Here is a 22,626-nt window from a genome sequence, read left to right as displayed (position 1 = left end):
CCCGTCACGCACCACAATTTCTGCACCATTGACGGGCATGATCCGGTGACGGAACGTGAGGGCAAAGCCGTAACCATGAACATGCAGACACATCCCGGCGTGCAGCCGCCGCCGCCGCCAAACCGCATCGAGGAGATGCGTCTTCCCGTCGTGATGATGCGCGATATCCTACTCAAGACGATGTTCCGCAAGAATCTCGATCTGGTGGGCGATATTGCCGCGGCCATCTGCCTGCCGCGGGCGGTCACGCAGGAACTGGTCGATCTCGGCCGCAGCCAGAAGCTGATCGAGGCGACCGGCACGCTGCACGCCAATTCGGGCGGCGAGATGGGCTTTCAGTTGACCGATGCCGGCAAGAGCCGCGCGCTCGACGCGCTCAGCCAGTCGGAGTATTTCGGCGCCATGCCGGTGCCGCTCGACGTCTACCGCGAGCAGGTCAAACGCCAGTCGATCCGCAATATCCAGATCACGCGCGAGCAACTGACCTCTGCCATGGGCCATCTTGTGCTGCCACCGTCATTGCTCGATCACCTTGGCCCCGCCGTCAGCGCGGGCCGCTCGATCCTGATGTATGGCCCGCCCGGCAACGGCAAATCCTCGATCTCGAACGGCATCCGCGACGCCATGGGCGACAAGATCTTTGTGCCCCGCGCCATCGAATATGCGGGTCAGGTGATCACGGTCTATGACCCGATCGTGCATTCCGCCGCCGAGGTGGAAGAGGACGACCCCACTTCGCTGCGCCGCAGGCGCACCTTTGACGCCCGCTATGTCCGCTGCGAGCGGCCCACGGTGATCACCGGGGGTGAACTTTCGCTCGAAATGCTCGATCTGGTCTACAATCCCACCGCGCGCACCTATCAGGCGCCGCTGCAACTCAAATCCACCGGCGGTATCTTCATCGTTGACGACCTTGGTCGCCAGAAGGAACCGCCGCAATCGCTGGTCAACCGCTGGATCGTGCCACTGGAAGAATCCAAGGACATCCTCGCCCTGCAATCGGGCGAGAAATTCGAAGTGCCGTTCGATACGCTGGTGATCTTCTCCACCAACTTCCATCCCAACGAGATCTTCGACAAGGCCGCGCTGCGCCGGATCTTCTTCAAGATCAAGATCGACGGGCCAAGCCAGGCCGATTTCCTCAAGATCTTTGCCATGGTTGCCCGCAAGAAAGGCATGCCGCTCGACGAGGCGGCGCTGGTTCATCTCATCAAGACGAAGTATCCCACGATCGACAATGTCTACGCGAACTATCAGCCGGTATTCCTCATCGACCAGATGATCGCTATCTGCGAATTCGAGGGCATCCCCTATCAGATGACCCCTGACCTGATCGACCGCGCCTGGGCCAACATGTTCGTCAAGGACGAGGTGATAGTGAAGTGACGGCTGGCCAGGGTCAAGGCCCTGACCCTGCGCGCACGACATGCAAAAAAGGCGCGGCCCCCTCGGGCCGCGCCTTTTGCGTCTTGACGGCCCGTCAGGGCCGAGCGCCGCTCAGCCCTGACGGGCCTTGAACTTGCGCTGGGTCTTGTTGATCACGTAAACGCGGCCCTTGCGGCGCACGACACGGCAATCGCGGTGCCGGTTCTTCAGCGAACGCAGCGAATTGCGAACCTTCATGGTCGTCTCCTGTCTGTCGCGGCGCGCGCCGGCGCCTTTCTGGTTACGGGTGCTGCATGGCTGGCACGCAACGGGAATTCATGGTGGGCGATACAAGGTTCGAACTTGTGACCCCTTCGATGTCAACGAAGTGCTCTACCACTGAGCTAATCGCCCTGGCCTGGCCCCTGCCCCCCTTTAACAAAGAGGGGCGCGGAAATCCGCGCCGGTCTGGCGGTCTATAAAAGGAGTCGGAAAGGGGATCAAGGGCTTTTAGCACGGCGTTTTCGCTCTATGATGATGACGAGGAGTGCTGAGATGCCCAAGGCCGCCTATACCCTGAGCCATCCAGAAAGACGAACCACGTCGGTGGTCTTTGCCTCGCCCCACAGCGGGCGGGATTACCCCTGGTCCTTCCTGCGGCGCACCGCGCTCGACGAACTTGCCGTGCGCTCCTCGGAGGATGCCTTTGTAGATCAACTGTTCGACAGCGCCCCGAATGCGGGTGCGCCGTTTCTCAAGGCGGGTGCGCCACGCGCCTTCGTCGATCTGAACCGCAGCGCCGACGAGCTTGATCCGGCGCTGATCGACGGGGTCAACCGTCAGGGCCATAATCCGCGCGTGGCGTCAGGTCTGGGGGTGATCCCGCGCGTGGTGGCCAACGGCAAGGCGATCTACGCGGGCAAGATCACTCTGGCAGAGGCGCGCGAGCGCATCGACACCTATTGGCGGCCTTATCACGAGGCGTTGCAGGGTCAGCTTGACCAGGCGCACCTGATGTTCGGCCAGACCATCCTGATCGACTGCCATTCGATGCCGCATGAGGCGATGGACTCGGTCGCCCGGCGTGGCATGCGCCGCCCCGAGATCGTTCTGGGCGACCGCTTTGGCGCCGCTGCCGACTCCGCGATTGTTGACCGGATCGAGGGGGCCTTTGTCGCGGCGGGGCTTGTGGTGGCGCGCAACACCCCCTTTGCCGGTGCTTATGTCACACAGGCCTACGGTCGGCCCGGTCGTGGCCGACACGCAGTCCAGATCGAGATCGACCGCGCGCTCTACATGAACGAGCGCCTGATCCGCCCCAACGGGAATTTCGAGGCGTTCCGGCGCCTCATGCACGACGTGATCGTGGAGATTGCCGCGATCGGCCGCGCCGAGCCGATGCCCCTCGCCGCGGAGTAGCCCTATCGCAGCGCCCGCCCCTTGAGGATCGCGTCGGGGCCAAAGCGCGCGCGGATACGGTCTGCCGCGCGCTCGGCCTCGGCGCGGCGGGGGGCTTGCGGGTCAAGCAGGTCGCCAGCCCGGTCTGCCCCTGCCTCTGGCATCAGGTCCGACAACCCCACGCCGAGAAGCCGCCAGGCGGTGCCCTGCGGGGCCTGACCCATGAGCGCCCGCGCCGCGCGATAGAGCGTGTCTGCGAGCTGCGTGGGCTCGCGCAGCGCGTGTCGGCGGGTGAGCTGCCCGTGATCGGCGCGCTTGAGCTTGAGCGTGACCACGCGACCGGCAAGCGCGCGCGCCTTGGCGCGGTCGGCCACCTTTTCCGAGAGCCGCCAGAGATGCCCGTCGAGCAGGTCGGGATCGGCGATATCCTCGGCGAAGGTTGTCTCGTTCGAGATCGACTTGACCGGGGCATTGGCGCAGATGCGGCGGCGGTCCTGCCCGCGCGCGAGGTGCCAGAGCCGCTCGCCCATGGCGCCGAAGCGCGCCACGAGATCCGTGCGCTCCCACCGTAGCAGGTCGGCAAAGCTGCGGATGCCCGCGCCGTGCAGGGCCGCCAGCGTCGATTGGCCCACGCCCCAGATCAGGCTGACCGGGCGGTCGCGCAGGAAATCGGCGGTCTCGGCGCGACCGATCACCGAAAACCCGTGCGGCTTGTCGAGGTCAGAGGCGATCTTGGCCAGGAACTTGTTGTGGCTGAGGCCGATGGAGCCGGTGAGACCAAGCTCGTGCCGCATCCGCCGCACCAGCCCCGCGAGCACCACCGCAGGCGGCGCACCATGGAGCCGCGCCGTGCCCGAGAGATCGAGAAACGCCTCATCAAGCGAGAGCGGCTCGACCGCCGGAGTGAGATCGAGCATCATCGCGCGGATGGCCCGCGAGGCTTCTGCGTAAACGGCCATGCGGGGGCGGATCACCTCGGCCTCGGGACAGAGCCGCAGCGCCTGAAACATCGGCATGGCCGAGCGCACGCCCCGGATGCGCGCGATATAGCACGCGGTCGAAACCACACCGCGCCGCCCGCCGCCGATGATCACCGGGCGCGTGGCAAGCGCGGGATTGTCGCGCTTCTCGACGCTGGCATAGAAGGCGTCGCAATCCATATGCGCGATGGAAAGATCCCACAGTTCGGGATGGGCCACGATTCGCGGGCTGCCGCAGGCGGGGCAGCGCGGGGCGCGCTCGAACATGTGCAGGCAATCGCGGCAGAGGCTGGGCATGGTGGGCACAGTCTATCGCATCGCGGGCGGGCGGGGAATGGCGCGCGGTCAAATCCGCTTGCGCGAGGCGGGACGCGCGCCGATGATGCGCGCCATGGAGCACGAGGAAACAGGCGCCCGGTTGCGCATCCGCATCGTCTTTGACGGGGGCGGAATGATCGGACCGGGCAAGGCGGATCTGCTGGACCGGATTGCGCGCTGCGGCTCTATCGCCGCGGCGGGGCGCGAGATGGGCATGAGCTACAAGCGCGCCTGGGAATTGATCGGGACACTCAACGCGATGTTCCGCGCGCCGCTCGTCGAGCGCACGCGCGGCGGGCCGGGGGGCGGGGGCGCGGTGCTGACCGATATGGGGCGCAAGGTTCTGGGGCTTTATCGCGCGATCGAGGCCGAAGCCGCCGGTGCCGGGGCATCCGGCGTTACGGCGTTGCGGGCCTTGCTGAGGGATATTCCCGAGGGAAAATAACGCTTGCCCTGAGGCGTGGCGCTCTGCGATATGTTTGACGAAAAATAACCGGAGCCTCTCATGCCCATGCGCCCCGTGCTTTTCTCGGTCCTGCTCGCTCTCGCGCCTCCGAACGCGCGCGCCGAGACCGCGCTGGCCGCCGTTGCGGCCAATTTCGCCGAAGCCGCCGAGACGCTTGCCCCGCTCTTCCGCGCGGCGACGGGTCATGACGTGACGCTCACCACCGGCTCGACCGGCAAGCTCTATGCGCAGATCGGTGCGGGTGCGCCGTTCGATGTCTTTCTCTCGGCGGATGAAAAGACGCCCGCGCGGCTGCTGGAGGAGGGTAAGGCGGTGGCGGGCACCGGTTTTACCTATGCCTTTGGTCATCTGACGCTCTGGAGTGCCGATCCGGGCCGCATCGGCACGCAGGGGCCTGCGGCGCTGGAAGAACCCTCCTTGCGCTTTGTCGCCATCGCCAATCCCGACCTGGCCCCTTACGGCGTGGCCGCGCGCGAGGCGCTGGCTTCGATGGGACTGTGGGAGGCGCTGCAACCCAAGATCGTCATGGGCCAGAATATCGGGCAGACGCATTCGATGGTGGCCAGCGGGGCGGCCGAGATCGGCTTTGTCGCGCTTTCTGCCGTGCTCAGCCCGCGCAACGCGATCGAGGGCAGCCGCTGGGATGTGCCGCAGGAAATGTTGACCCCGATCCGGCAGGATGCGGTGCTGCTGACTCACGGGGCCGACAACGCGGCGGCGCGCGCCTTCCTCGATTTCCTGCGCAGCCCGGAAGTCGCCGCCATGATCGCCGGCTTCGGTTACGGCACCGATGGGTGATCCGGGCCTGCCCGATCTGGGGCCGCTCTGGCTGACGGTGCGGCTGGCGGCGGTGACGACCCTCATCCTGCTGGTGGCCGGCACACCGCTTGCGTGGTGGCTGGCGCAGACGCGCGTGAGGATCAAGCCCGTGGTCGAGGCGGTGACCGCGCTGCCGCTTGTGCTGCCGCCGACGGTACTGGGTTTCTACCTGCTGATCTTTCTCAGCCCCAATTCCACGCTCGGCGGGCTGTGGCTGTCGGCCACGGGCAGCACACTGACCTTTTCCTTTGCCGGGCTGGTCATCGCCTCCTGCCTCTACTCTCTGCCCTTCATGGTGCAACCGCTGCAAGCGGCCTTCGAGGCGATCGGGCGGGCACCGATGGAGGCGGCAGCCAGCCTGAACGCCGCGCCGTTTGACGCTTTCTTCTCCGTCGCCGCGCCCATGGCGGCGCGCGGCTTTCTGACGGCCACGGTGCTCAGCTTTGCCCATACGATCGGGGAATTCGGCGTGGTGCTCATGGTGGGGGGAAATATTCCGGGACGCACCAAGGTGGTCTCGATCCAGATCTACGAGCGGGTAGAGACGATCAACTATGCCGATGCGCATGTGCTGGCGGCAATTCTGCTGGCATTTTCCTTTGTGGTGCTGCTGGCGGTCTACACGGTCAACCGCCGCTTTCCGGTGCATGTGGGCTGATGACCCTGTCGGTCGATATCCGCGTGGCGTTCCCCGAGTTCGCGCTGTCCGTCGCGCAGGATTTCGCGGGGGCGGGGATCACGGCGGTGTTCGGCCCATCGGGCTGTGGCAAGTCCACGCTTCTGCGCGTCATCGCCGGGTTCGAGAGGGGAGCCACGGGGCGTATCAGTTTTGGCCCGGAAGTCTGGATGGAGGGGCGGCGGCAGGTTGCACCGCATCGGCGCGGGGTGGGCTATGTATTTCAGGACGCACGGCTTTTCCCGCATCTGACGGCGCGAGGCAATCTCGATTATGCTGAGCGGCGCGCGCCCGGGGGGCCGTCCGCCTACAGTTTCGACGATGTGGTGGAGGTGCTTGATCTTGCGCCGCTCTTTGGTCGGCGCGCAACGCAACTGTCGGGGGGCGAGCGGCAGCGGGTGGCCATAGGGCGCACGTTGCTGGCGCGGCCACGCCTTTTGCTGATGGACGAACCGCTCGCCGCGCTCGATACCAGACGCAAGGGCGAGATCCTGCCCTATATAGCCCGGCTCCAGAGTGCCTTTGGCCTGCCGATCCTTTATGTCACCCATGCGCTGGAGGAGGTGACGCAGCTTTGCGACCGGATCGTGGCGCTGGCGGCCGGCCGGGTGGTGGCGGCGGGGGGCGTCTCGGAGGTTCTGGAACGGCTCGATCTGGCGGATGTGCAAGGCCGGTTCGAGGCGGGGGCAATCGTTGCGGGCCGCATCGTCGCGCACGATCCCGAGTTGCATCTGAGCCGCATCGATCTGGGCAGGGCCATGCTTGAGGTGCCCGCGATCTCGTTGCCCGAGGGCAGCGAGGTGCGGCTTCGGATCCGGGCGCGCGACGTGTCGCTGGCGCTTGGGCGGCTTGAAGGTCTGAGCATCCGCAACCAGTTGTCCGCGCGGGTATTGCGCATCACCGAAGAGGCGGGCACCGCCTTTGCCGAGGTGGTGCTTAACGTGGCGGGTCAGCACCTGCGCGCGCGCCTGACCCGCGCCGCGCTGCGCGATCTGGCGCTTGCCGAAGGGCAGCCGGTGACTGCGCTGGTCAAGGCCGTGGCCTTTGACCGGCAGGCCCTGCCGCGCCCGGCGCGCGCCGGGGTTGCGGGTGACGATGCCGAGCCATAGGCTCGTGGACGCACCGAGCAAGAGGCCCGCCATGACCCATCGTTTCCCCGTCCGTGTCTATTACGAGGATACCGATATGGGCGGGATCGTCTATCACGCCAATTTCCTCAAGTTCATCGAGCGCGCCCGCAGCGCCTGGGTCCGTGACCTGGGGCTTGACCAGAACGAGATGCGCGCGCACGGCACCATCTTTGTTGTGCGCCGGGTCGAAGCGGATTTCCTTGCCCCCGCGCGGTTCGACGACATGCTCGAGGTGGTGACGGAAACCACCTCTGTCACCGCCGCACGGCTGATGATGGACCAGACCGTTCTGCGCGCGGGCGCGCCGCTCTTTCATGCCGTTGTGACCGTGGTTTGCGTCGGACAAAACGGCCAGCCGGTGCGGCTTCCGGCGAATATCCGCCAGCTTCTGCCCTGATTCCCCACAGGTTGCCGCGCAATTACGGATCATGTTGGCTTTCCCTCTGGAAATCGGCTAATTTGCGCCTTGATAAGGCCGGGAAACGGCCAGAGAGGCATAGGCAGGAAAATGGAAGCAGAAACCCTGGCATTGGCACAGGAGATGGATTTCTCCATGTGGGCGCTGTTCGCGCGCGCCACTTTAATCGTGAAACTGGTGATGCTGGTGCTGGTGCTGGCCTCTTTCTGGTCGTGGTCGATCATTATCCAGAAGCTCATCACCTATCGCCGCGCTCACACGGAAGCGGAAATCTTCGATCGCCGATTCTGGTCGGGAGAGCCTCTGGACGGGCTCTTTGACGAGATCGGCCCGGAACCGGCGGGCCAGTCCGAGCGGATTTTCGCCGCCGGGATGATGGAATGGCGGCGCAGTCATCGCAATGACGGAGAATTGATCGCAGGCGCCACGGCGCGGATCGACCGTTCGATGGATGTGGCCATCGCCAAGGAATCCGAGGGGCTGCAAAGTGGATTGCAGGTTCTGGCGACGGTCGGCTCCACCGCTCCGTTCATCGGCCTTTTCGGCACGGTCTGGGGGATCATGCACGCCTTTGTCGAGATCGCGGCGCAACAGAACACCAGCCTTGTGGTGGTGGCCCCCGGCATCGCCGAGGCACTTCTGGCCACGGCACTCGGGCTTCTGGCGGCGATCCCTGCGGTGATCTTCTACAACAAGCTGAGCGCGGACAGCGATCGGATCATGGCGGGCTATGAGGCCTTTGCCGACGAATTCGCCACCATCCTCAGCCGCCAGCTGGACAGCTAGGCCATGGGCGGGGGTGTCATCCAGAAAACCGGCGGAGGCGGGCGGCGCAGGCGAGGGCGCGGACGCTCGCGCCCCATGTCCGAGATCAACGTCACGCCGTTTGTCGATGTGATGCTGGTGCTGCTCATCATCTTCATGGTGGCGGCCCCCCTGCTGGTGGTGGGTGTGCCGGTGGAATTGCCTAAAACCGCCGCCAACGCCCTGCCGGGCGAGCAGGAAGAACCGCTGACCGTGACGGTAAGCGCCGACGGACGCGTGGCGATCCAGACTTCCGACGTGCCGCGCGAAGAGCTGATTGCGCGGTTGACGGCGATTGCGGCCGAGCGCTCTGGCTCGCGGGTGTTCCTGCGCGCCGACGGAGCGGTGCCCTATGCCGAGGTGATGCAGGTCATGGGCGCGCTCAATCGCGGCGGGTTTGCCAATATCGGCCTGGTCACGGAAACCGGCGGGCCGACGCTCGACGGGCGGGGCGGCTAGGGGCGCGCGGCGTGAACACCGGGCAGATCATATCGGGGGCGGGCCATCTGGCGTTGATTGGGTGGGCCCTTCTCGGGGGCGCGTTCCGCTCCGACCCGCCGCCCTTCGAGGTGGTGGAGGCAATGGCGATTTCGGCCGAGGATTATGCCGCTCTCGTCGCCGGGCAGAGCGCACCCGAGGCCGTCGCCAACGTCAACACGCCCGAACCGCCCGCGCCGGGAGAGAATGCGCCCGCGCTTGTCTCCGGGGCCGACAGCGCGCCCGCGCAGAACCAGCCCGAGGTCAACTCGGCCCCGCCCCCCGATCCGGCGCCAAGCCCGCCCGCGCCGGTGCCCGCCCCTGCCGAGGTGACCGACACCCCGCCCGTGATCGAAACCCCGCCCGAGGAAACGGCGGCCCTTATGCCCGAAATCTCGCCCCGCCCGCAGCCGCGCCCTGCGCCCCGCGTCGCACCCGAGCCGGTTGCCCCGGCCGAACCCGATGTGCGGGTCGATGACGTGGCCCGTCCCGAGGTTGCGCCCGATGCAGGTGCCGTGGTCGAAGAAGCCCCGCAAGAGGCAACCGCGCCCGAGGAGGCCGCGACCGAGATCGTGACCGAGGCCGAGCGACCGAGCGAGCCGGCACCGACCGCATCTCTGCGCCCGCGCGCGCGTCCCGCCGCCGCGCGCCCCGAACCTGCGCCGCCCCCTGCGCCTGCGCCCCCGACCGAGACCGCCACCCGTCCCGCGCCGATCCCGACCCCGGCCCCAACGCCGCCCGCCACCGACCGCGGCGCGGTCAGTGACGCACTGGCCGCCGCTCTGGGCCAGGGTACGCCGACACCAGAGCGGCCCGCAGGGCCGCCGCTGACTGCGGGCGAGAAGGACGCGCTGCGCGTGGCGGTGCAACGCTGCTGGAACGTGGGCAGCCTCAGCTCCGAGGCGCTCGCCACGACCGTGGTTGTCACGGTGCGCATGTTCGAGACCTCGAAACCAGACAATTCCAGCATCCGCATGCTGAGCCATTCCGGCGGGTCCGCCGCCGCCGCGCAACAGGCCTATGAGGCCGCGCGCCGCGCCATCATCCGCTGCGGCAATGACGGATTCAACCTGCCGCCCGAGAAATTCGAGCAATGGCGTGATATCGAAATGACATTCAACCCGGAGAGAATGAGGATCAAATGATGCGCTCCCTCCTGACCCTGCTTGCCGCCCTGACACTCTGGGCATTCCCCGCCACGGCCCAGCAAGGTGGCCCGCTCCGGCTGGAACTGACCGAGGGCGTGATCGAGCCGATGCCCTTTGCGGTGCCAGATTTCGTCGCGGATACCCCTGCGGCGCAGGAATTTGCGCGCAACATCGCCCGGGTCATCGCCGCCGATCTGACCGGCACAGGGCTGTTCCGGGAAATCCCCGCCGAGGCGCATATCAGTCGGATCACCAGCTTTGAAAGCCCGGTGCAATTCGCCGACTGGCGCGCGATCAACGCACAGGCCCTCGTGACCGGGGCGGTGAATGTGGATGGCTCGGGGCGCGTGGTGGTGCGCTTCCGCATCCATGACGTCTTCGCCGGGCAAGAGCTTGGCCGTGGTCAGCAGCTTGTCGGGGATCGTGACGGCTGGCGGCGTATCGCGCACAAGGTGGGCGATCAGGTCTATGCGCGCATCACCGGCGAGGGCGGTTATTTCGACAGCCGGGTGGTTTTCGTGTCGGAAAGCGGCCCCAAGGATCAGCGCGCCAAACGGCTGGCGATCATGGATTATGACGGGGCCAATGTGCAGTTCCTGACCGATGCGGCGTCCATCGTGCTTGCGCCGCGCTTTTCGCCCACGGGCGACCGCGTGCTCTATACCAGCTACGAGACCGGGTTCCCGCGCATCTATGTGCTCGACGTGGCCAATGTCGGGCGCCGCGTGCTGCCGACGCTGGACGGCACGATGGCCTTTGCTCCGCGCTTTTCGCCGGACGGGCGCACCGTGCTCTATTCGCTGACGCAGGGCGGCAATACCGACCTTTACACCATGGATATCACCAGCGGCGCGAGCACACGACTGACCACCGCGCCCTCGATCGAGACCGCCCCCAGCTACAGCCCCGATGGCAGACAGATCGTGTTCGAGAGCGACCGCTCGGGCACGCCGCAGCTTTACATCATGCCCGTCAGCGGAGGCGAGGCGCGGCGGATCAGCTTTGGCCAGGGCCGATATGGCACACCGGTTTGGTCGCCGCGTGGCGATCTGATCGCCTTTACCAAGCAATCCAAGGGCCGGTTCCATATCGGTGTCATGCGCACCGACGGCAGCGAAGAGCGGCTTCTGACCGCGTCATTCCTTGACGAGGGCCCGACATGGGCCCCCAACGGCCGCGTCGTCATGTTCACCCGCGAGACCCAAGGGGCGCAGGGTGAGGCGCGGCTTTATTCGGTCGATATCACCGGGCGCAACCTGCGTCAGGTGGTCACGCCAAGCGGCGCGAGCGATCCCTCCTGGGGGCCGCTCCAGAACTGAGCAGGACTGACAGGGCGCACGCCCTGTGCTAGAACACACCCAATCAACGGAAAACGGGGCTGACATGACCTATCTGAGCAAGACGATGATTTTCGTGGCGGGGCTGGCCTTGGCCGCCTGCACCAATCCCGACCGGTTCGAAGACCAGGCCGGTCTCGGCGGTGGCGGCTTTGGGACTGGGGCCGGGTCGGTATCCGATCCCACCTCGCCCGCCTATTTCCAGCAGGCCATAGGCGACCGGGTGCTGTTCGCGGTGGATCAGTCCACCCTCTCTCCGGCGGCGCAGGCGACGCTCGACGGACAGGCGCAATGGCTGATGACCAACCGCGACTTTACCGCCGTGATCGAAGGCCATGCCGATGAGCGCGGCACACGCGAATACAACGTCGCCCTCGGGGCGCGGCGGGCGAACGCGGTGCAGGAATATCTGGTGAGCCGGGGCGTCGCCGGCAGCCGCCTGCGGGTGGTCAGCTTTGGCAAGGAGCGCCCCATCGAGATTTGCAGTGACGAAGCCTGCTATTCCAAGAACCGCCGCGCGGTCACCGTTCTGGCCGCCGGACTGGGCAGCTAAGGGGCGATGATGCGCAGGCTTCTGGGACCGCTCGCCGCGCTGCTGCTCGTCGCCCCTCTTGGGGCCACCGGGCAGCAGGCCGAGACACTGGCAGATATCCGGCAGGAACTCGCCGTGCTCTTTGTCGAGATGCAAAAGCTCAAGCGCGAGTTGAGCACGACCAGCAGCGTCGGGCAGCTTGCGGGAGGCGGGTCGCTTCTTGACCGGGTGAACGCGATCGAGGCCGAGGTGCAGCGCCTCACCTCGAAGACCGAGGAACTGGAGTTTCGCATCGACCGGGTGGTGACCGACGGCACCAACCGCGTGGGCGATCTGGAGTTTCGGCTCTGCGAACTGGAACCGGCCTGCGACATCGCCAACCTTGAGCCGGGCAGCACGCTTGGCGGCGTGATCCCGCAGACGGGCGGCGGCGGGGCCATGCCCGCGCCCGTGCCCGACAACCCGCAACTGGCCGTGGGCGAGCGCGACGACTTCGAGCGCGCGCGCGCGACTTACGAGGCAGGCGATCACGCGGCGGCGGCAGAACAGCTTGCGGCGTTCCTCGCTGCCTATCCCGGAAGCCCGCTCAGCGGCCAGGCGGGGCTGTTGCGCGGTCGCGCGCTGGAGGCGGCGGGTCAGCAAAGCGCCGCCGCTCGCGCCTATCTCGAAGCGTTCAGTGCCGCCCCCGAAGGGCCAGAGGCGGCCGAGGCGCTCTTTAACCTCGGTCGCGCGCTGGGCGCGCTGGGCCAGAAGGACGAGGCCTGCGTCACGCTCGGGCAGGTCGCGCCGCGCTATCCCGGCGCTGCGGTGGCAACCGAGGCTGCGGCGGAAATGGCCCGGCTCGGCTGTTCGTGAGTGACGGAAACCTTGCAGGCAGGGCGGTGGCGGATCACTTCGCCCCCGCCCCGCCGTCGCATCTGGGGGTGGCCGTCTCGGGTGGCAGCGATTCACTCGCGCTTTTGCACCTGCTGAACGACTGGCGTGGCGCGGGCGGGCCGGCGTTGCGGGTGGCGACGGTCGATCATGGGCTGCGGGCGGAGGCAGAGGCAGAGGCAGAGGCGGTCGCGCAAGTCTGTGCGGCTTTGGGGCTGGCGCATGACACCTTGCGTTGGAAAACCCGCGATGCGGGCGGCAACCTGCCCGACCAGGCACGGCGCGCGCGCTACCGCCTGCTGGCGGACTGGGCGCAATCGCACGGCTTCGCCGATGTGGCCATCGGCCACACGATGGACGATCTGACCGAGACCTTTCTGATGCGGCTGGCGCGCGGCGCGGGCATCGATGGGCTTTCGGCGATGCGGGCGCGCTGGCAGGCGGAGGGTGTCACCTTTCACCGGCCCATGCTCGGGCTCGGGCGGGCGCATCTGCGTGAACTGCTGCGCATGCGCGGCGTGTCCTGGATCGACGACCCGACCAACGCGGACCCGGATTATGACCGCACGCAGGCGCGCGCGGTGCTGGCGGCGCTCGCTCCGCTCGGGCTGGACTGCGCCACGCTGGCGGGAAGCGCGCGGCGTCTGGCCGAAGCGCGCCAGGCACTCGCCCATCACGCGCGGCAGGCCGCCGAACTGCTGGCATCGGTCGAGGCGGGCGACCTGCTGCTGGAGCGGCGAGGTTTTGACTCGTTGCCCGATGAGACGGCGCGGCGGCTTTTGGTCGCGGGGCTGCGCTGGATGACCGGCCATGCCTATCCCCCCCGCGGAACCGCCATGACCGATTTTCTGAGCGCGGCGCGCGACGGGCGGCGGATGACCTTGCGCGGCTGTGTGCTGAGTGTCGAGGCGGCGCATATCCGCCTGAGCCGGGAATACAACGCCGTTACCGGCATGCGCACGGACGCAAGCACCCTTTGGGACGGGCGTTGGCATGCGACCGGCCCCGGCGCGGCGGAAATTGCCGCGCTCGGCCCCGAGGGGCTGCGTGCCTGCCCCGACTGGCACGCGGGTGGGATGCCGCATGCAAGCGCACTTGCCGCGCCCGGTCTGTGGCAAGGCGGAATTCTCATCGCCGCGCCGTTGCACGGCTGGGCGAATGGCTGGGACATGCAGCTTGCCCGCCCCCTCTCCGCCTACCTCAACACCGTAATCTGTCATTGAACCTGCTGAGGCGATGGCTATTTAAGAACAGAGCGCCCCGTGATATGGGCAACAAGACCGCATTTTGGGAGATTTCTCTTGGGCAACGCGCGCAACATCGCTTTCTGGCTGATCCTGTTCCTGCTGATCCTGGCGCTTTTCAACCTGTTCAGCGGATCGGGCAACACGCTTCAGAGCCGTTCGGTGCCCTATTCCGAATTCGTCGCCGCCGTGGATTCCGGCGCGGTCAGTCAGGTCACGCTCGATGGCGAAACCATCCGCTATCGCGGCAATGACGGGAACGATTACACCACCATCCGTCCCGAGGATGCCGAGATCACGCAACGCCTGATCGACCGAGGCATTCCGGTCAAGGCCGAAAGCCAGCAGCAATCGGGCTTTCAGTCCTTCCTCGTGTCGCTTCTGCCGTTCCTGCTGCTGATCGGCGTCTGGATCTATTTCATGAACCGGATGCAGGGCGGAGGGCGCGGCGGGGCCATGGGCTTTGGCAAGAGCCGCGCCAAGCTGCTGACCGAAAAACATGGTCGTGTCACCTTTGACGATGTGGCAGGCATCGACGAAGCCAAGGAAGAGCTTGAGGAAATCGTCGAATTCCTGCGCAATCCGCAGAAGTTTTCGCGTCTTGGCGGCAAGATCCCCAAGGGCGCGCTGCTTGTCGGCCCTCCGGGCACGGGTAAAACCCTGCTGGCGCGCGCCATCGCGGGCGAGGCGGGCGTGCCGTTCTTCACCATCTCCGGCTCTGATTTCGTGGAAATGTTCGTGGGTGTCGGGGCGTCCCGCGTGCGCGACATGTTCGAGCAGGCCAAGAAGAACGCGCCCTGCATCGTCTTCATCGACGAGATTGACGCCGTCGGTCGCCACCGTGGCGCGGGCTATGGCGGCGGCAATGACGAACGGGAACAGACACTGAACCAACTCCTTGTCGAGATGGACGGGTTCGAGGCGAATGAGGGCGTCATCATCATCGCCGCCACCAACCGCAAGGACGTGCTTGACCCCGCGCTGCTGCGCCCCGGCCGGTTCGACCGTCAGGTGACGGTGCCCAACCCCGACATCAAGGGCCGCGAGAAGATCCTTGACGTGCACGCGCGCAAGACGCCGCTTGGCCCCGATGTTGACCTGCGCCTGATCGCCCGCGGCACCCCCGGCTTTTCCGGTGCGGACCTTGCCAACCTCGTCAACGAGGCGGCGCTGATGGCCGCGCGGGTTGGGCGGCGCTTTGTCACCATGCTCGATTTCGAGAACGCCAAGGACAAGGTGATGATGGGGGCGGAACGCCGCTCGATGGTGCTGACCGACGATCAGAAGGAAAAGACCGCCTATCACGAGGCCGGACACGCGGTGGTTGGCCTTGCCCTGCCGAAGTGCGATCCGGTCTACAAGGCGACGATCATCCCGCGCGGTGGCGCGCTTGGCATGGTGGTCAGCCTGCCAGAGATCGACCGGCTGAACTGGCACAAGGCGGAATGCGAGGAAAAGCTGACCATGACCATGGCCGGCAAGGCCGCCGAGGTGTTGAAATACGGCGAGGAGAACGTCTCGAACGGGCCGGCAGGCGACATCCAGCAGGCCAGCGGGCTGGCGCGCGCCATGGTGATGCGCTGGGGCATGTCCGACAAGGTCGGCAATGTCGATTACCAGATGGCCCATGAGGGCTATATGGGCAATGGGGCGGGCGGCTTCTCTATCTCGGCCCACACCAAGGAACTGATCGAGGACGAGGTGCGCCGCCTCATCGACGAGGCCTATCAGAAAGCCCGTGCGATTCTTGATGAGCGTCATGAGGAATGGGAGCGGCTGGCACAGGGCCTCTTGGAATACGAGACGCTGACCGGCGACGAGATCAAGCGCGTGATGCGCGGCGAACCGCCCACGGCGGACGACGACAACGACGGCACACCCGAGGCGGCCAAGCCATCGCTCATCGCCATTCCCAAGACCAAGCCGAAGGCCACGCGCAATCCCGGCGATGGCGGGCTGGAGCCTGAGCCCTCGACGTGAGTCCGTCCAACGTGAAAACCGACTGGAACCCGAAAGCCTATGCGCGCTTTCACGACCAGCGGCTGCGGCCTGCGCTCGACCTCTTGAATGCGGTCGGGCAGATGGCCGCGGGCGATGTGGTCGATCTCGGCTGCGGCAATGGCGCGATGGCTGCGGCGCTGCGCGCGCGCGCGGGCGGGCGCAGCGTCATCGGGGTCGATGCCAGTCCGGCCATGCTGGAAAAGGCGCGCGCGGCGGGCTATGACGCGCTGCAACAGGCCGACATCGCCGACTGGCACCCACGCCGCGCGCCGGGGCTGATCTATTCCAATGCCGCGCTGCACTGGGTTGGCGGGCACGAGGTGCTGATGCGGCGGCTCGCGGGGATGCTGGGCAAGGGCGGCACGCTGGCGGTGCAGATGCCGCATCAGAACAAGGCGCCCTCGCACCGCGTCTGGCTGTCGCTCGCGGAAGAGCTGTTTCCGGGCCGCGCCGAAAAGATGGGCACGCCCGGTGTCATGGCGCCGGTCAGATACGAGGAATTGCTGTCCCCGCTCGGTCAATTCCGCCTCTGGGAGACGGATTATTACCAGCGTCTTACCGCCGAGCCGGGCAGCCACCCGGTGCGCCGCTTCACCGAAAGCACCTATGCGCGGCCCATCCTCGCCGCGCTTGACGAGGCAGAGCGCGCCGATCTCATCCGCCGCTACGAGGAGGTGATGCACACCGCCTATCCAGTGCGCGGCGACGGCACCGTGCTGTTTCCGTTCCGGCGGGTGTTCTTTACCCTCACCGTCTGAACGGGCGGCAGCGCAAGGCATGAGTATTTGTGGAACGATGAAACGGGGGCCGGAATGCAGGCGCTGAAACCCACGGAGTTTACCGCGCGCGTTGTCTGGCTGGGCCGGGTAGCCGATCGCGCGGCGCGGCTTGAGGCCGAGGCGCTGGCAGAGGCGGACATGACATTCGCCGGGATCGCGGGCGAGGCGCATGGCGGGGTGACGCGCCCCTCGTGCAGCCGGGTGATGGATCAGCATCCGAGGGGCACCGAAATTCGCAACGTGCGGCAATTGTCGGTTCTGTCGGCGGAAGAACTGGTGGCCGTCGCCGGGGAGATGGAGGTGGATGCGCTCTATCCCGCGTGGCTGGGCGCGTCGCTGGTGATCGAGGGGATCCCGGATTTCAGCCATGTGCCGCCGTCCTCGCGCCTGCAGGCGCCGTCGGGGGCGACGCTGGTCATCGACATGGAGAACAGGCCCTGTCAATTACCCGCCCGTGTGATCGAGGGCCACAGGCCGGGGTGCGGCAAGCTGTTCAAGCGCGCGGCCGAGGGGCGGCGCGGCGTCACCGCCTGGGTGGAGCGCGAGGGGCGCATCGCGCTTGGCGATGTGCTGCGGCTGCATGTTCCCGATCAGCCGGTCTGGTCGCAACTGGCGCGCGCGCGCGCTTGACAGGCGGCGACAGCCCGCCGCAAGTGGCGCGGGATATGTCGGAAACGCGGCGCAGCGCGCGGGGCAAAACCGCTATAGGCGAGGGGAAGACAACCCCGCAGCCGCGGCCAGAACAGGGACCGGTCATGAGCTACAAATCCGACATCGAGATCGCGCGTGAAGCGAAGAAAAAGCCCATTCAGGAGATCGGCGCCAGGCTTGGCATCCCGTCCGGGCACCTGCTGCCCTATGGTCATGACAAGGCGAAGGTGAGCCAGGCGTTCATCACCTCGGTGCAGGGCAACCGGACCGGCAAGCTGATCCTCGTGACCGCGATCAACCCCACGCCCGCGGGCGAAGGCAAGACCACGACGACGGTGGGGTTGGGCGACGGGCTGAACCGCATTGGCAAGCGGGCCACCGTCTGCATCCGCGAGGCGAGCCTCGGCCCGAATTTCGGGATGAAGGGCGGGGCTGCGGGCGGCGGCTATGCGCAGGTGGTGCCGATGGAGGACATGAACCTTCATTTCACCGGCGATTTTCATGCGATCACCAGCGCGCACAGCCTGCTGGCGGCGATGATCGACAACCACATCTACTGGGGCAACGAACTTGATATCGATACCCGCCGTGTCGTCTGGCGGCGTGTCGTGGACATGAACGACCGTGCGCTCAGGCAGATCAACGTGAGCCTGGGCGGCGTTGCCAACGGGTTCCCACGCGAGGGCGGCTTTGACATCACCGTGGCCTCTGAGGTCATGGCGATCCTGTGCCTGGCCCGCGATCTCAAAGATCTCGAAGAGCGGCTCGGCGCGATGATCGTGGCCTATCGCCGCGACCGCAGCCCGGTTTACTGCCGCGATCTCAAGGCCGAGGGCGCGATGACCGTGCTGCTCAAGGACGCGATGCAGCCCAACCTCGTGCAGACGCTGGAGAACAATCCGGCCTTTGTCCACGGCGGACCTTTTGCCAATATCGCCCATGGCTGCAACTCGGTCATCGCCACCACCACGGCGCTGCGGATCAGCGAGTATGTTGTGACCGAAGCGGGTTTTGGCGCGGACCTGGGCGCTGAAAAGTTCATGAACATCAAGTGCCGCAAGGCGGGTCTTGCCCCCGATTGCGTGGTGATCGTGGCGACGGTGCGGGCGATGAAGATGAACGGCGGCGTGGCCAAGGCCGATCTGGGGGCCGAGAATGTCGAGGCGGTGAAGAAAGGCTGTCCGAACCTTGGGCGGCATATCGAGAACGTCAAGAGCTTCGGCGTGCCGGTGGTGGTGGCGATCAACCATTTCGTCACCGATACCGAAGCCGAGATTGCCGCCGTCAAGGACTATGTGGCCGGTCACGGCGTCGAGGCGGTGCTGTCACGGCATTGGGAACTGGGCTCGGAAGGGTCCGAGCCACTGGCGCGCAAGGTGGTCGAGATAGCCGAGGCCGGGACCGGGAATTTCGCCCCGCTCTATCCCGACGAGATGCCGCTTTTCGAGAAGATCGAGACCATCGCCAAGCGTATCTACCGCGCCGACGAGGTGCTGGCCGATGCGAAGATCCGCAACCAGTTGAAAGACTGGGAGGCGCAGGGATATGGCAACCTGCCTGTGTGCATGGCCAAGACGCAATACAGTTTCTCCACCGACCCGAGCCTGCGCGGCGCGCCCACGGGCCATTCGGTGCCGGTGCGCGAGGTGCGCCTTAGCGCGGGGGCGGGGTTTGTCGTGGTGGTCTGTGGCGAGATCATGACCATGCCGGGCCTGCCGTCACGCCCGGCAGCGGAGAATATCCGCCTCAATGACGCAGGGCAGATCGAAGGCTTGTTCTGAAGGCATGGGCCGGGGCAATCCCCGGCCTTTCGCGACTATGGAAGGGAAAGACATGAGCGCAGACATCATCGACGGCAAGGCCTTTGCCGTCACGATCCGGGCCAAGGTGGCCGACCACGTTGCGCGGCTCAAGAAGGGGCACGGGATCACGCCGGGCCTTGCCGTGGTGCTGGTGGGCGAGGATCCGGCGAGCCAGGTCTATGTGCGCTCCAAGGGCAAGCAGACGGTCGAGGCGGGAATGAATTCCTATGAGCATCGCCTTGACGCAGGCACGTCCGAGGCGGACCTGCTGGCACTGATCGCGCAGTTGAACAGCGATCCGGCGGTGCATGGCATCCTCGTGCAACTGCCATTGCCCGGCCATCTCGATTCCGATCTGGTCATCAACGCCATCGACCCGGCCAAGGATGTGGACGGGTTTCATATCTCCAACGTCGGGCTACTGGGCACCGGGCAGAAGAGCATGGTGCCCTGCACGCCGCTGGGGTGCCTGATGATGCTGCGCGCGCATCTGGGGTCGCTCAGCGGGCTGGATGCGGTGGTGCTTGGGCGCTCGAACATCGTCGGCAAGCCGATGGCGCAGCTTTTGCTTGGGGATAGCTGCACGGTGACGATTGCACATTCGCGCACACGCAATCTGGCCGATGTGGTGCGGCGCGCCGATATCGTGGTGGCCGCTGTGGGCCGCCCCGAGATGGTGCCGGGGGACTGGATCAAGCCGGGGGCCACGGTGATCGACGTGGGCATCAACCGGATCGAGCGGGACGGGAAGAACCTGCTTGTGGGCGATGTGGATTTTGCCTCGGCGCGGCAAGTGGCGGGGGCGATCACCCCGGTGCCCGGCGGCGTGGGGCCAATGACGATTGCCTGCCTGCTGGCCAATACCGTCACCGCCTGCTGCCGAGCCAATGGCCTGCCCGAGCCAGAGGGGCTGACCGCGTAAGCCCCCTTGCACAAGCGCGCGGGGTGCGATTGGGTGGCGGCACTCACCGCCAACCGGAGGCCCGCGCGCATGAGCACTTCCCGCACTGTCATTGTCATCGGCGCCGGCATCTGCGGTCTTTCGACCGCGATCTGGCTCAGTCGTGCGGGCCACCGCGCAACCCTGGTGGACCGCGATCATCCCGGTGCGGGCGCCTCCTTTGGCAATGCCGGGCTGCTCGCCCAATGGGCGGTCCTGCCGGTGAACACGCCCGGTCTTCTCGGCACCGCACTCAGGTATCTGAGCGACCCCGACGCCCCGCTCTGGCTGCGCTGGCGAGACCTGCCGCGCCTTGCGCCCTGGCTCTGGCAATTCGTGCGCAACGCCAATCCCCGCGACACCGAACGCATGATCGCAGGGCTTATCCCCCTCGTCAGCGACAGCGTGGATCAGCACCGGGCACTCACCCGCGGCACGCAGGCCGAAAAATGGCTCGCCACCAGCGATCTCGCCTATGCCTATGACGACCGCGCCGCCTTTGACGCCGACGCCTACAGCTGGCAGGCCAAGCGTGCGGCGGGCTTTGTTCCCGAGGTGATCGAGGGCGACGCGGTTCGGGAGGTCGAGCCGATGCTCGGCCCCGCCATCCGCTGTCTGGCAATCCTGCGCGCGCAGGGTCATGTGCTCAACCCCGGTGCCTATATGGCCGATCTCGCGGCGGTGTTGCAGGCCGAGGGTGGGCGCTACATCCGCGCCGACGTGCGTGATATCCGGCTGAGCGGGGGCCGCGTGACAGAGGTCGACACGGATCAAGGCCCCCTGCCCTGCGATGCGGCTGTTCTGACCGCAGGGATCTGGTCGAAACCGCTGATGCGCAAACTGGGCCTCAAGGTGCCGCTCGAAGCCGAGCGCGGCTATCACCTCCACCTTGCCCAGCCGTCACAAATGCCGCGCCAGCCGCTGATGATGGCGCGCGGCAAGTTCGGGGTGACGCCGATGGCCCACGGGCTGCGCTGCGCCGGCACGGTCGAGCTTGGCGGGATCGAGGCCCCGCCCTCGCGCGCGCCCTTCGCGATGATCCGCCGCGAGATCGCCCGCGTCTTTCCCGACCTGCGTTACGAGGGGGTCGAGGAATGGATGGGTTTCCGCCCGTCCACCCCGGACAGCCTGCCGCTGATTGGCGAGATCGGCGGAACGGGGGTGTTCGCGGGTTTCGGGCACCAGCATGTCGGGCTGACAGCGGGGCCAAAGACGGGCCGACTCATCGCCGACCTGATGAGCGGACGACGACCCAATCTCGATCTCGCGCCCTACGATGCGATGCGCTTTCAGTCGTAGCTGCGCAAATCCTCGATGACCTTGCCGTCATTGGGCAGGCTGCCCGGCGGCACGATCTCGACCCGGCCCTTGAGCTTCAGTGTCTCGGCCACGCTGCCCGCGTAACAGGCGGCATCGCCGCCGGTGGCCTCGATGCGGACGGTCATCACGTCGGCTTCGCCCTCGCGGGTCGCGATGACACGGGCGCGGGCGATTTCCTGATGGCGCGCCACGAGCGCAGCCACCTGTTCGGGGCGCACGAACATGCCCTTGATCTTGGTGGTCTGGTCGGCGCGACCCATCCAGCCCTTGATGCGCATGTTGGTGCGTCCACAGGGGCTTGTGCCAGGCAGGACCGCGCTCAGATCGCCGGTCGCGAAGCGCAGCAGCGGATAATCGGGGTTGAGCGAGGTTACCACCAACTCGCCCACCTCTCCTGCTGCGACCGGCGTGCCGGTGCCGGGGGTGACGATCTCGACGATCACGCCCTCATCGACGATCATGCCGTCCTGCGCGGGGCTCTCATAGGCGATATTGCCCAGATCGGCGGTGGCATAGCATTGCAGGCAGGCGATGCCGCGCTCGGCGTATTCGGCGCGCAGGGACGGGAAAAGCGCGCCGCCGCCGACCGCCGCCTTGGTGATCCTGAGGGCAAGCCCCATCTCGTCGGCCTTGTCTAGAATGACCTTGAGGTAATCGGGCGTGCCGGCATAGGCGGTCACGCCCACGTCATGGGCTGCGCGCGCCTGCAATTCGGTCTGGCCGGTGCCGGCGGGCAGCACCCGCGCACCGACCGCCCGCGCGCCGTTCTCGAAGATCATCCCCGCAGGCACAAGGTGATAGGAAAAGCAGTTCTGCACGATATCGCCCCGCCCGATGCCGCAGGCATGCAGAAACCGCCCCATCCGCCACCAATCCGCCGTCACGCCGCCCGGCTCGTAGATCGGCCCCGGCGACTGGAACACATGGGCCACATCGCCCACGGGCAGGTTACCGAAGGGCGGCGCGTCCTTTTGGCGCGCGACCAGATCGGATTTGCGCAGCACTGGCAGGCGGGCGAGATCGGCAAGGCTGTCGAGGGGCGCATCGGCCTGCCCATACCGCGCAAGCAGCCCGTTCAGTACCGCAAGTTGCGCGGCCTCACGGGCGTCCCGGCTGCGGGTTTCCAGATCGTCGAAATGGCGGGTCAT

General features: G+C 66.6%; 23 protein-coding genes and 1 tRNA gene. 20 read left to right on the top strand and 4 right to left on the bottom strand.

The window, feature by feature from the left end:
• Positions 1-75: 75 nt before the first annotated feature.
• The gene (locus KAK09_RS03770) at positions 76-1,386 is read left to right on the top strand and encodes an ATPase (protein ID WP_210877516.1); all 1,311 of its coding nucleotides are present in this window, start codon (positions 76-78) and stop codon (positions 1,384-1,386) included.
• A 111-nt stretch (positions 1,387-1,497) separates the two neighbouring features.
• On the opposite strand, the gene ykgO is transcribed toward KAK09_RS03770, so the two are convergent.
• Both ykgO and KAK09_RS03760 read right to left on the bottom strand, forming a co-directional pair.
• A complete protein-coding gene (gene ykgO / locus KAK09_RS03765; RefSeq protein ID WP_068338904.1) occupies positions 1,498-1,623 on the bottom strand; it encodes a type B 50S ribosomal protein L36 in 126 nt (41 codons plus the stop codon).
• 81 nt (positions 1,624-1,704) lie between these two features.
• Positions 1,705-1,779 (bottom strand) — tRNA-Val (locus KAK09_RS03760).
• A gap of 141 nt (positions 1,780-1,920) precedes the next feature.
• On the opposite strand from KAK09_RS03760, the gene KAK09_RS03755 reads away from it, so the two are divergent.
• Positions 1,921-2,784: an N-formylglutamate amidohydrolase gene (locus KAK09_RS03755; protein WP_210877515.1), complete on the top strand. Its 864-nt coding sequence runs from the start codon at positions 1,921-1,923 to the stop codon at positions 2,782-2,784.
• 2 nt (positions 2,785-2,786) lie between these two features.
• Here KAK09_RS03755 and KAK09_RS03750 read toward each other — a convergent pair whose 3' ends face one another.
• Positions 2,787-4,040, bottom strand: a complete 1,254-nt coding sequence (locus tag KAK09_RS03750; protein ID WP_210877514.1) for a DNA polymerase IV — start codon at positions 4,038-4,040, stop codon at positions 2,787-2,789.
• Here KAK09_RS03750 and KAK09_RS03745 point away from each other — a divergent pair.
• The 18 genes from KAK09_RS03745 to KAK09_RS03660 all read left to right on the top strand — a co-directional run bounded on the left by KAK09_RS03745 (position 4,039) and on the right by KAK09_RS03660 (position 21,457).
• Entirely contained in the window at positions 4,039-4,506 is a 468-nt protein-coding gene (locus tag KAK09_RS03745; protein WP_418895510.1) for a winged helix-turn-helix domain-containing protein, read from the top strand. The genes KAK09_RS03750 and KAK09_RS03745 overlap by 2 nt on opposite strands.
• Positions 4,507-4,566: 60 nt before the next feature.
• Positions 4,567-5,325 carry a molybdate ABC transporter substrate-binding protein gene (gene modA / locus KAK09_RS03740; protein ID WP_210877513.1) on the top strand — a complete coding sequence of 253 codons (759 nt, stop codon included), beginning with the start codon at positions 4,567-4,569 and terminating at the stop codon, positions 5,323-5,325.
• On the top strand, positions 5,318-6,004 hold the full coding sequence (modB, locus tag KAK09_RS03735) for a molybdate ABC transporter permease subunit (RefSeq protein WP_210877512.1): 687 nt from the start codon (positions 5,318-5,320) through the stop codon (positions 6,002-6,004). The genes modA and modB overlap by 8 nt, the downstream gene beginning before the upstream one ends.
• The gene (gene modC / locus KAK09_RS03730) at positions 6,004-7,131 is read left to right on the top strand and encodes a molybdenum ABC transporter ATP-binding protein (RefSeq protein WP_210877511.1); all 1,128 of its coding nucleotides are present in this window, start codon (positions 6,004-6,006) and stop codon (positions 7,129-7,131) included. The genes modB and modC overlap by 1 nt, the downstream gene beginning before the upstream one ends.
• A gap of 31 nt (positions 7,132-7,162) precedes the next feature.
• Entirely contained in the window at positions 7,163-7,549 is a 387-nt protein-coding gene (gene ybgC, locus KAK09_RS03725) for a tol-pal system-associated acyl-CoA thioesterase (RefSeq protein WP_210877510.1), read from the top strand.
• A 111-nt stretch (positions 7,550-7,660) separates the two neighbouring features.
• Positions 7,661-8,356, top strand: coding sequence for a protein TolQ (gene tolQ, locus KAK09_RS03720; protein WP_210877509.1), 696 nt, complete (start codon positions 7,661-7,663; stop codon positions 8,354-8,356).
• Between the two features lie 3 nt (positions 8,357-8,359).
• Positions 8,360-8,833 (top strand): protein TolR, encoded by a 474-nt coding sequence (tolR, locus tag KAK09_RS03715; RefSeq protein WP_210877508.1) that lies wholly within the window; start codon positions 8,360-8,362, stop codon positions 8,831-8,833.
• Positions 8,834-8,844: 11 nt separating this feature from the next.
• Positions 8,845-9,996 carry an energy transducer TonB gene (locus tag KAK09_RS03710; RefSeq protein WP_210877507.1) on the top strand — a complete coding sequence of 384 codons (1,152 nt, stop codon included), beginning with the start codon at positions 8,845-8,847 and terminating at the stop codon, positions 9,994-9,996.
• The gene (gene tolB / locus KAK09_RS03705; protein ID WP_210877506.1) at positions 9,993-11,318 is read left to right on the top strand and encodes a Tol-Pal system beta propeller repeat protein TolB; all 1,326 of its coding nucleotides are present in this window, start codon (positions 9,993-9,995) and stop codon (positions 11,316-11,318) included. Before KAK09_RS03710 ends, tolB begins: the two co-directional genes overlap by 4 nt.
• Before the next feature lie 64 nt (positions 11,319-11,382).
• Positions 11,383-11,889 carry a peptidoglycan-associated lipoprotein Pal gene (gene pal, locus KAK09_RS03700; protein WP_210877505.1) on the top strand — a complete coding sequence of 169 codons (507 nt, stop codon included), beginning with the start codon at positions 11,383-11,385 and terminating at the stop codon, positions 11,887-11,889.
• Between the two features lie 9 nt (positions 11,890-11,898).
• Positions 11,899-12,723 carry a tetratricopeptide repeat protein gene (locus tag KAK09_RS03695; protein ID WP_210877504.1) on the top strand — a complete coding sequence of 275 codons (825 nt, stop codon included), beginning with the start codon at positions 11,899-11,901 and terminating at the stop codon, positions 12,721-12,723.
• Positions 12,720-13,964 carry a tRNA lysidine(34) synthetase TilS gene (gene tilS / locus KAK09_RS03690; RefSeq protein ID WP_336244417.1) on the top strand — a complete coding sequence of 415 codons (1,245 nt, stop codon included), beginning with the start codon at positions 12,720-12,722 and terminating at the stop codon, positions 13,962-13,964. The genes KAK09_RS03695 and tilS overlap by 4 nt, the downstream gene beginning before the upstream one ends.
• Positions 13,965-14,042: 78 nt before the next feature.
• A complete protein-coding gene (gene ftsH, locus KAK09_RS03685; RefSeq protein ID WP_210877503.1) occupies positions 14,043-15,965 on the top strand; it encodes an ATP-dependent zinc metalloprotease FtsH in 1,923 nt (640 codons plus the stop codon).
• A gap of 62 nt (positions 15,966-16,027) precedes the next feature.
• Positions 16,028-16,744 (top strand): methyltransferase domain-containing protein, encoded by a 717-nt coding sequence (locus KAK09_RS03680; protein WP_210877657.1) that lies wholly within the window; start codon positions 16,028-16,030, stop codon positions 16,742-16,744.
• A gap of 54 nt (positions 16,745-16,798) precedes the next feature.
• Entirely contained in the window at positions 16,799-17,395 is a 597-nt protein-coding gene (locus KAK09_RS03675; protein WP_210877502.1) for an MOSC domain-containing protein, read from the top strand.
• 125 nt (positions 17,396-17,520) lie between these two features.
• Positions 17,521-19,197: a formate--tetrahydrofolate ligase gene (locus tag KAK09_RS03670; protein ID WP_210877501.1), complete on the top strand. Its 1,677-nt coding sequence runs from the start codon at positions 17,521-17,523 to the stop codon at positions 19,195-19,197.
• A gap of 52 nt (positions 19,198-19,249) precedes the next feature.
• The gene (gene folD / locus KAK09_RS03665) at positions 19,250-20,140 is read left to right on the top strand and encodes a bifunctional methylenetetrahydrofolate dehydrogenase/methenyltetrahydrofolate cyclohydrolase FolD (RefSeq protein WP_210877500.1); all 891 of its coding nucleotides are present in this window, start codon (positions 19,250-19,252) and stop codon (positions 20,138-20,140) included.
• Positions 20,141-20,209: 69 nt separating this feature from the next.
• Positions 20,210-21,457 carry an NAD(P)/FAD-dependent oxidoreductase gene (locus KAK09_RS03660; RefSeq protein WP_210877499.1) on the top strand — a complete coding sequence of 416 codons (1,248 nt, stop codon included), beginning with the start codon at positions 20,210-20,212 and terminating at the stop codon, positions 21,455-21,457.
• Here KAK09_RS03660 and KAK09_RS03655 read toward each other — a convergent pair.
• Positions 21,448-22,626, bottom strand: coding sequence for a phenylacetate--CoA ligase family protein (locus tag KAK09_RS03655; protein ID WP_210877498.1), 1,179 nt, complete (start codon positions 22,624-22,626; stop codon positions 21,448-21,450). The two genes, KAK09_RS03660 and KAK09_RS03655, sit on opposite strands and share 10 nt — an antisense overlap.

Source organism: Roseovarius autotrophicus, assembly GCF_018069895.1.
Classification (GTDB): domain Bacteria; phylum Pseudomonadota; class Alphaproteobacteria; order Rhodobacterales; family Rhodobacteraceae; genus Roseovarius; species Roseovarius autotrophicus.
The sequence above is the reverse complement of the archived record's forward strand: the minus strand, read 5'-3'. Positions and strand labels throughout refer to the sequence as shown.

Bases quoted from the DNA above. Each gene is read 5' to 3' on its own strand.
- KAK09_RS03770 (WP_210877516.1), top strand. From the start codon at position 76: ATGAACATGCAGACACATCCCGGCGTGCAGCCGCCGCCGCCGCCAAAC.
- ykgO (WP_068338904.1), bottom strand. From the start codon at position 1,623: ATGAAGGTTCGCAATTCGCTGCGTTCGCTGAAGAACCGGCACCGCGAT.
- KAK09_RS03755 (WP_210877515.1), top strand. From the start codon at position 1,921: ATGCCCAAGGCCGCCTATACCCTGAGCCATCCAGAAAGACGAACCACG.
- KAK09_RS03745 (WP_418895510.1), top strand. From the start codon at position 4,039: ATGGTGGGCACAGTCTATCGCATCGCGGGCGGGCGGGGAATGGCGCGC.
- KAK09_RS03750 (WP_210877514.1), bottom strand. From the start codon at position 4,040: ATGCCCAGCCTCTGCCGCGATTGCCTGCACATGTTCGAGCGCGCCCCG.
- modA (WP_210877513.1), top strand. From the start codon at position 4,567: ATGCCCATGCGCCCCGTGCTTTTCTCGGTCCTGCTCGCTCTCGCGCCT.
- modB (WP_210877512.1), top strand. From the start codon at position 5,318: ATGGGTGATCCGGGCCTGCCCGATCTGGGGCCGCTCTGGCTGACGGTG.
- modC (WP_210877511.1), top strand. From the start codon at position 6,004: ATGACCCTGTCGGTCGATATCCGCGTGGCGTTCCCCGAGTTCGCGCTG.
- ybgC (WP_210877510.1), top strand. From the start codon at position 7,163: ATGACCCATCGTTTCCCCGTCCGTGTCTATTACGAGGATACCGATATG.
- tolQ (WP_210877509.1), top strand. From the start codon at position 7,661: ATGGAAGCAGAAACCCTGGCATTGGCACAGGAGATGGATTTCTCCATG.
- tolR (WP_210877508.1), top strand. From the start codon at position 8,360: ATGGGCGGGGGTGTCATCCAGAAAACCGGCGGAGGCGGGCGGCGCAGG.
- tolB (WP_210877506.1), top strand. From the start codon at position 9,993: ATGATGCGCTCCCTCCTGACCCTGCTTGCCGCCCTGACACTCTGGGCA.
- pal (WP_210877505.1), top strand. From the start codon at position 11,383: ATGACCTATCTGAGCAAGACGATGATTTTCGTGGCGGGGCTGGCCTTG.
- KAK09_RS03695 (WP_210877504.1), top strand. From the start codon at position 11,899: ATGCGCAGGCTTCTGGGACCGCTCGCCGCGCTGCTGCTCGTCGCCCCT.
- KAK09_RS03675 (WP_210877502.1), top strand. From the start codon at position 16,799: ATGCAGGCGCTGAAACCCACGGAGTTTACCGCGCGCGTTGTCTGGCTG.
- KAK09_RS03670 (WP_210877501.1), top strand. From the start codon at position 17,521: ATGAGCTACAAATCCGACATCGAGATCGCGCGTGAAGCGAAGAAAAAG.
- folD (WP_210877500.1), top strand. From the start codon at position 19,250: ATGAGCGCAGACATCATCGACGGCAAGGCCTTTGCCGTCACGATCCGG.
- KAK09_RS03660 (WP_210877499.1), top strand. From the start codon at position 20,210: ATGAGCACTTCCCGCACTGTCATTGTCATCGGCGCCGGCATCTGCGGT.
- KAK09_RS03655 (WP_210877498.1), bottom strand. From the start codon at position 22,626: ATGACCCGCCATTTCGACGATCTGGAAACCCGCAGCCGGGACGCCCGT.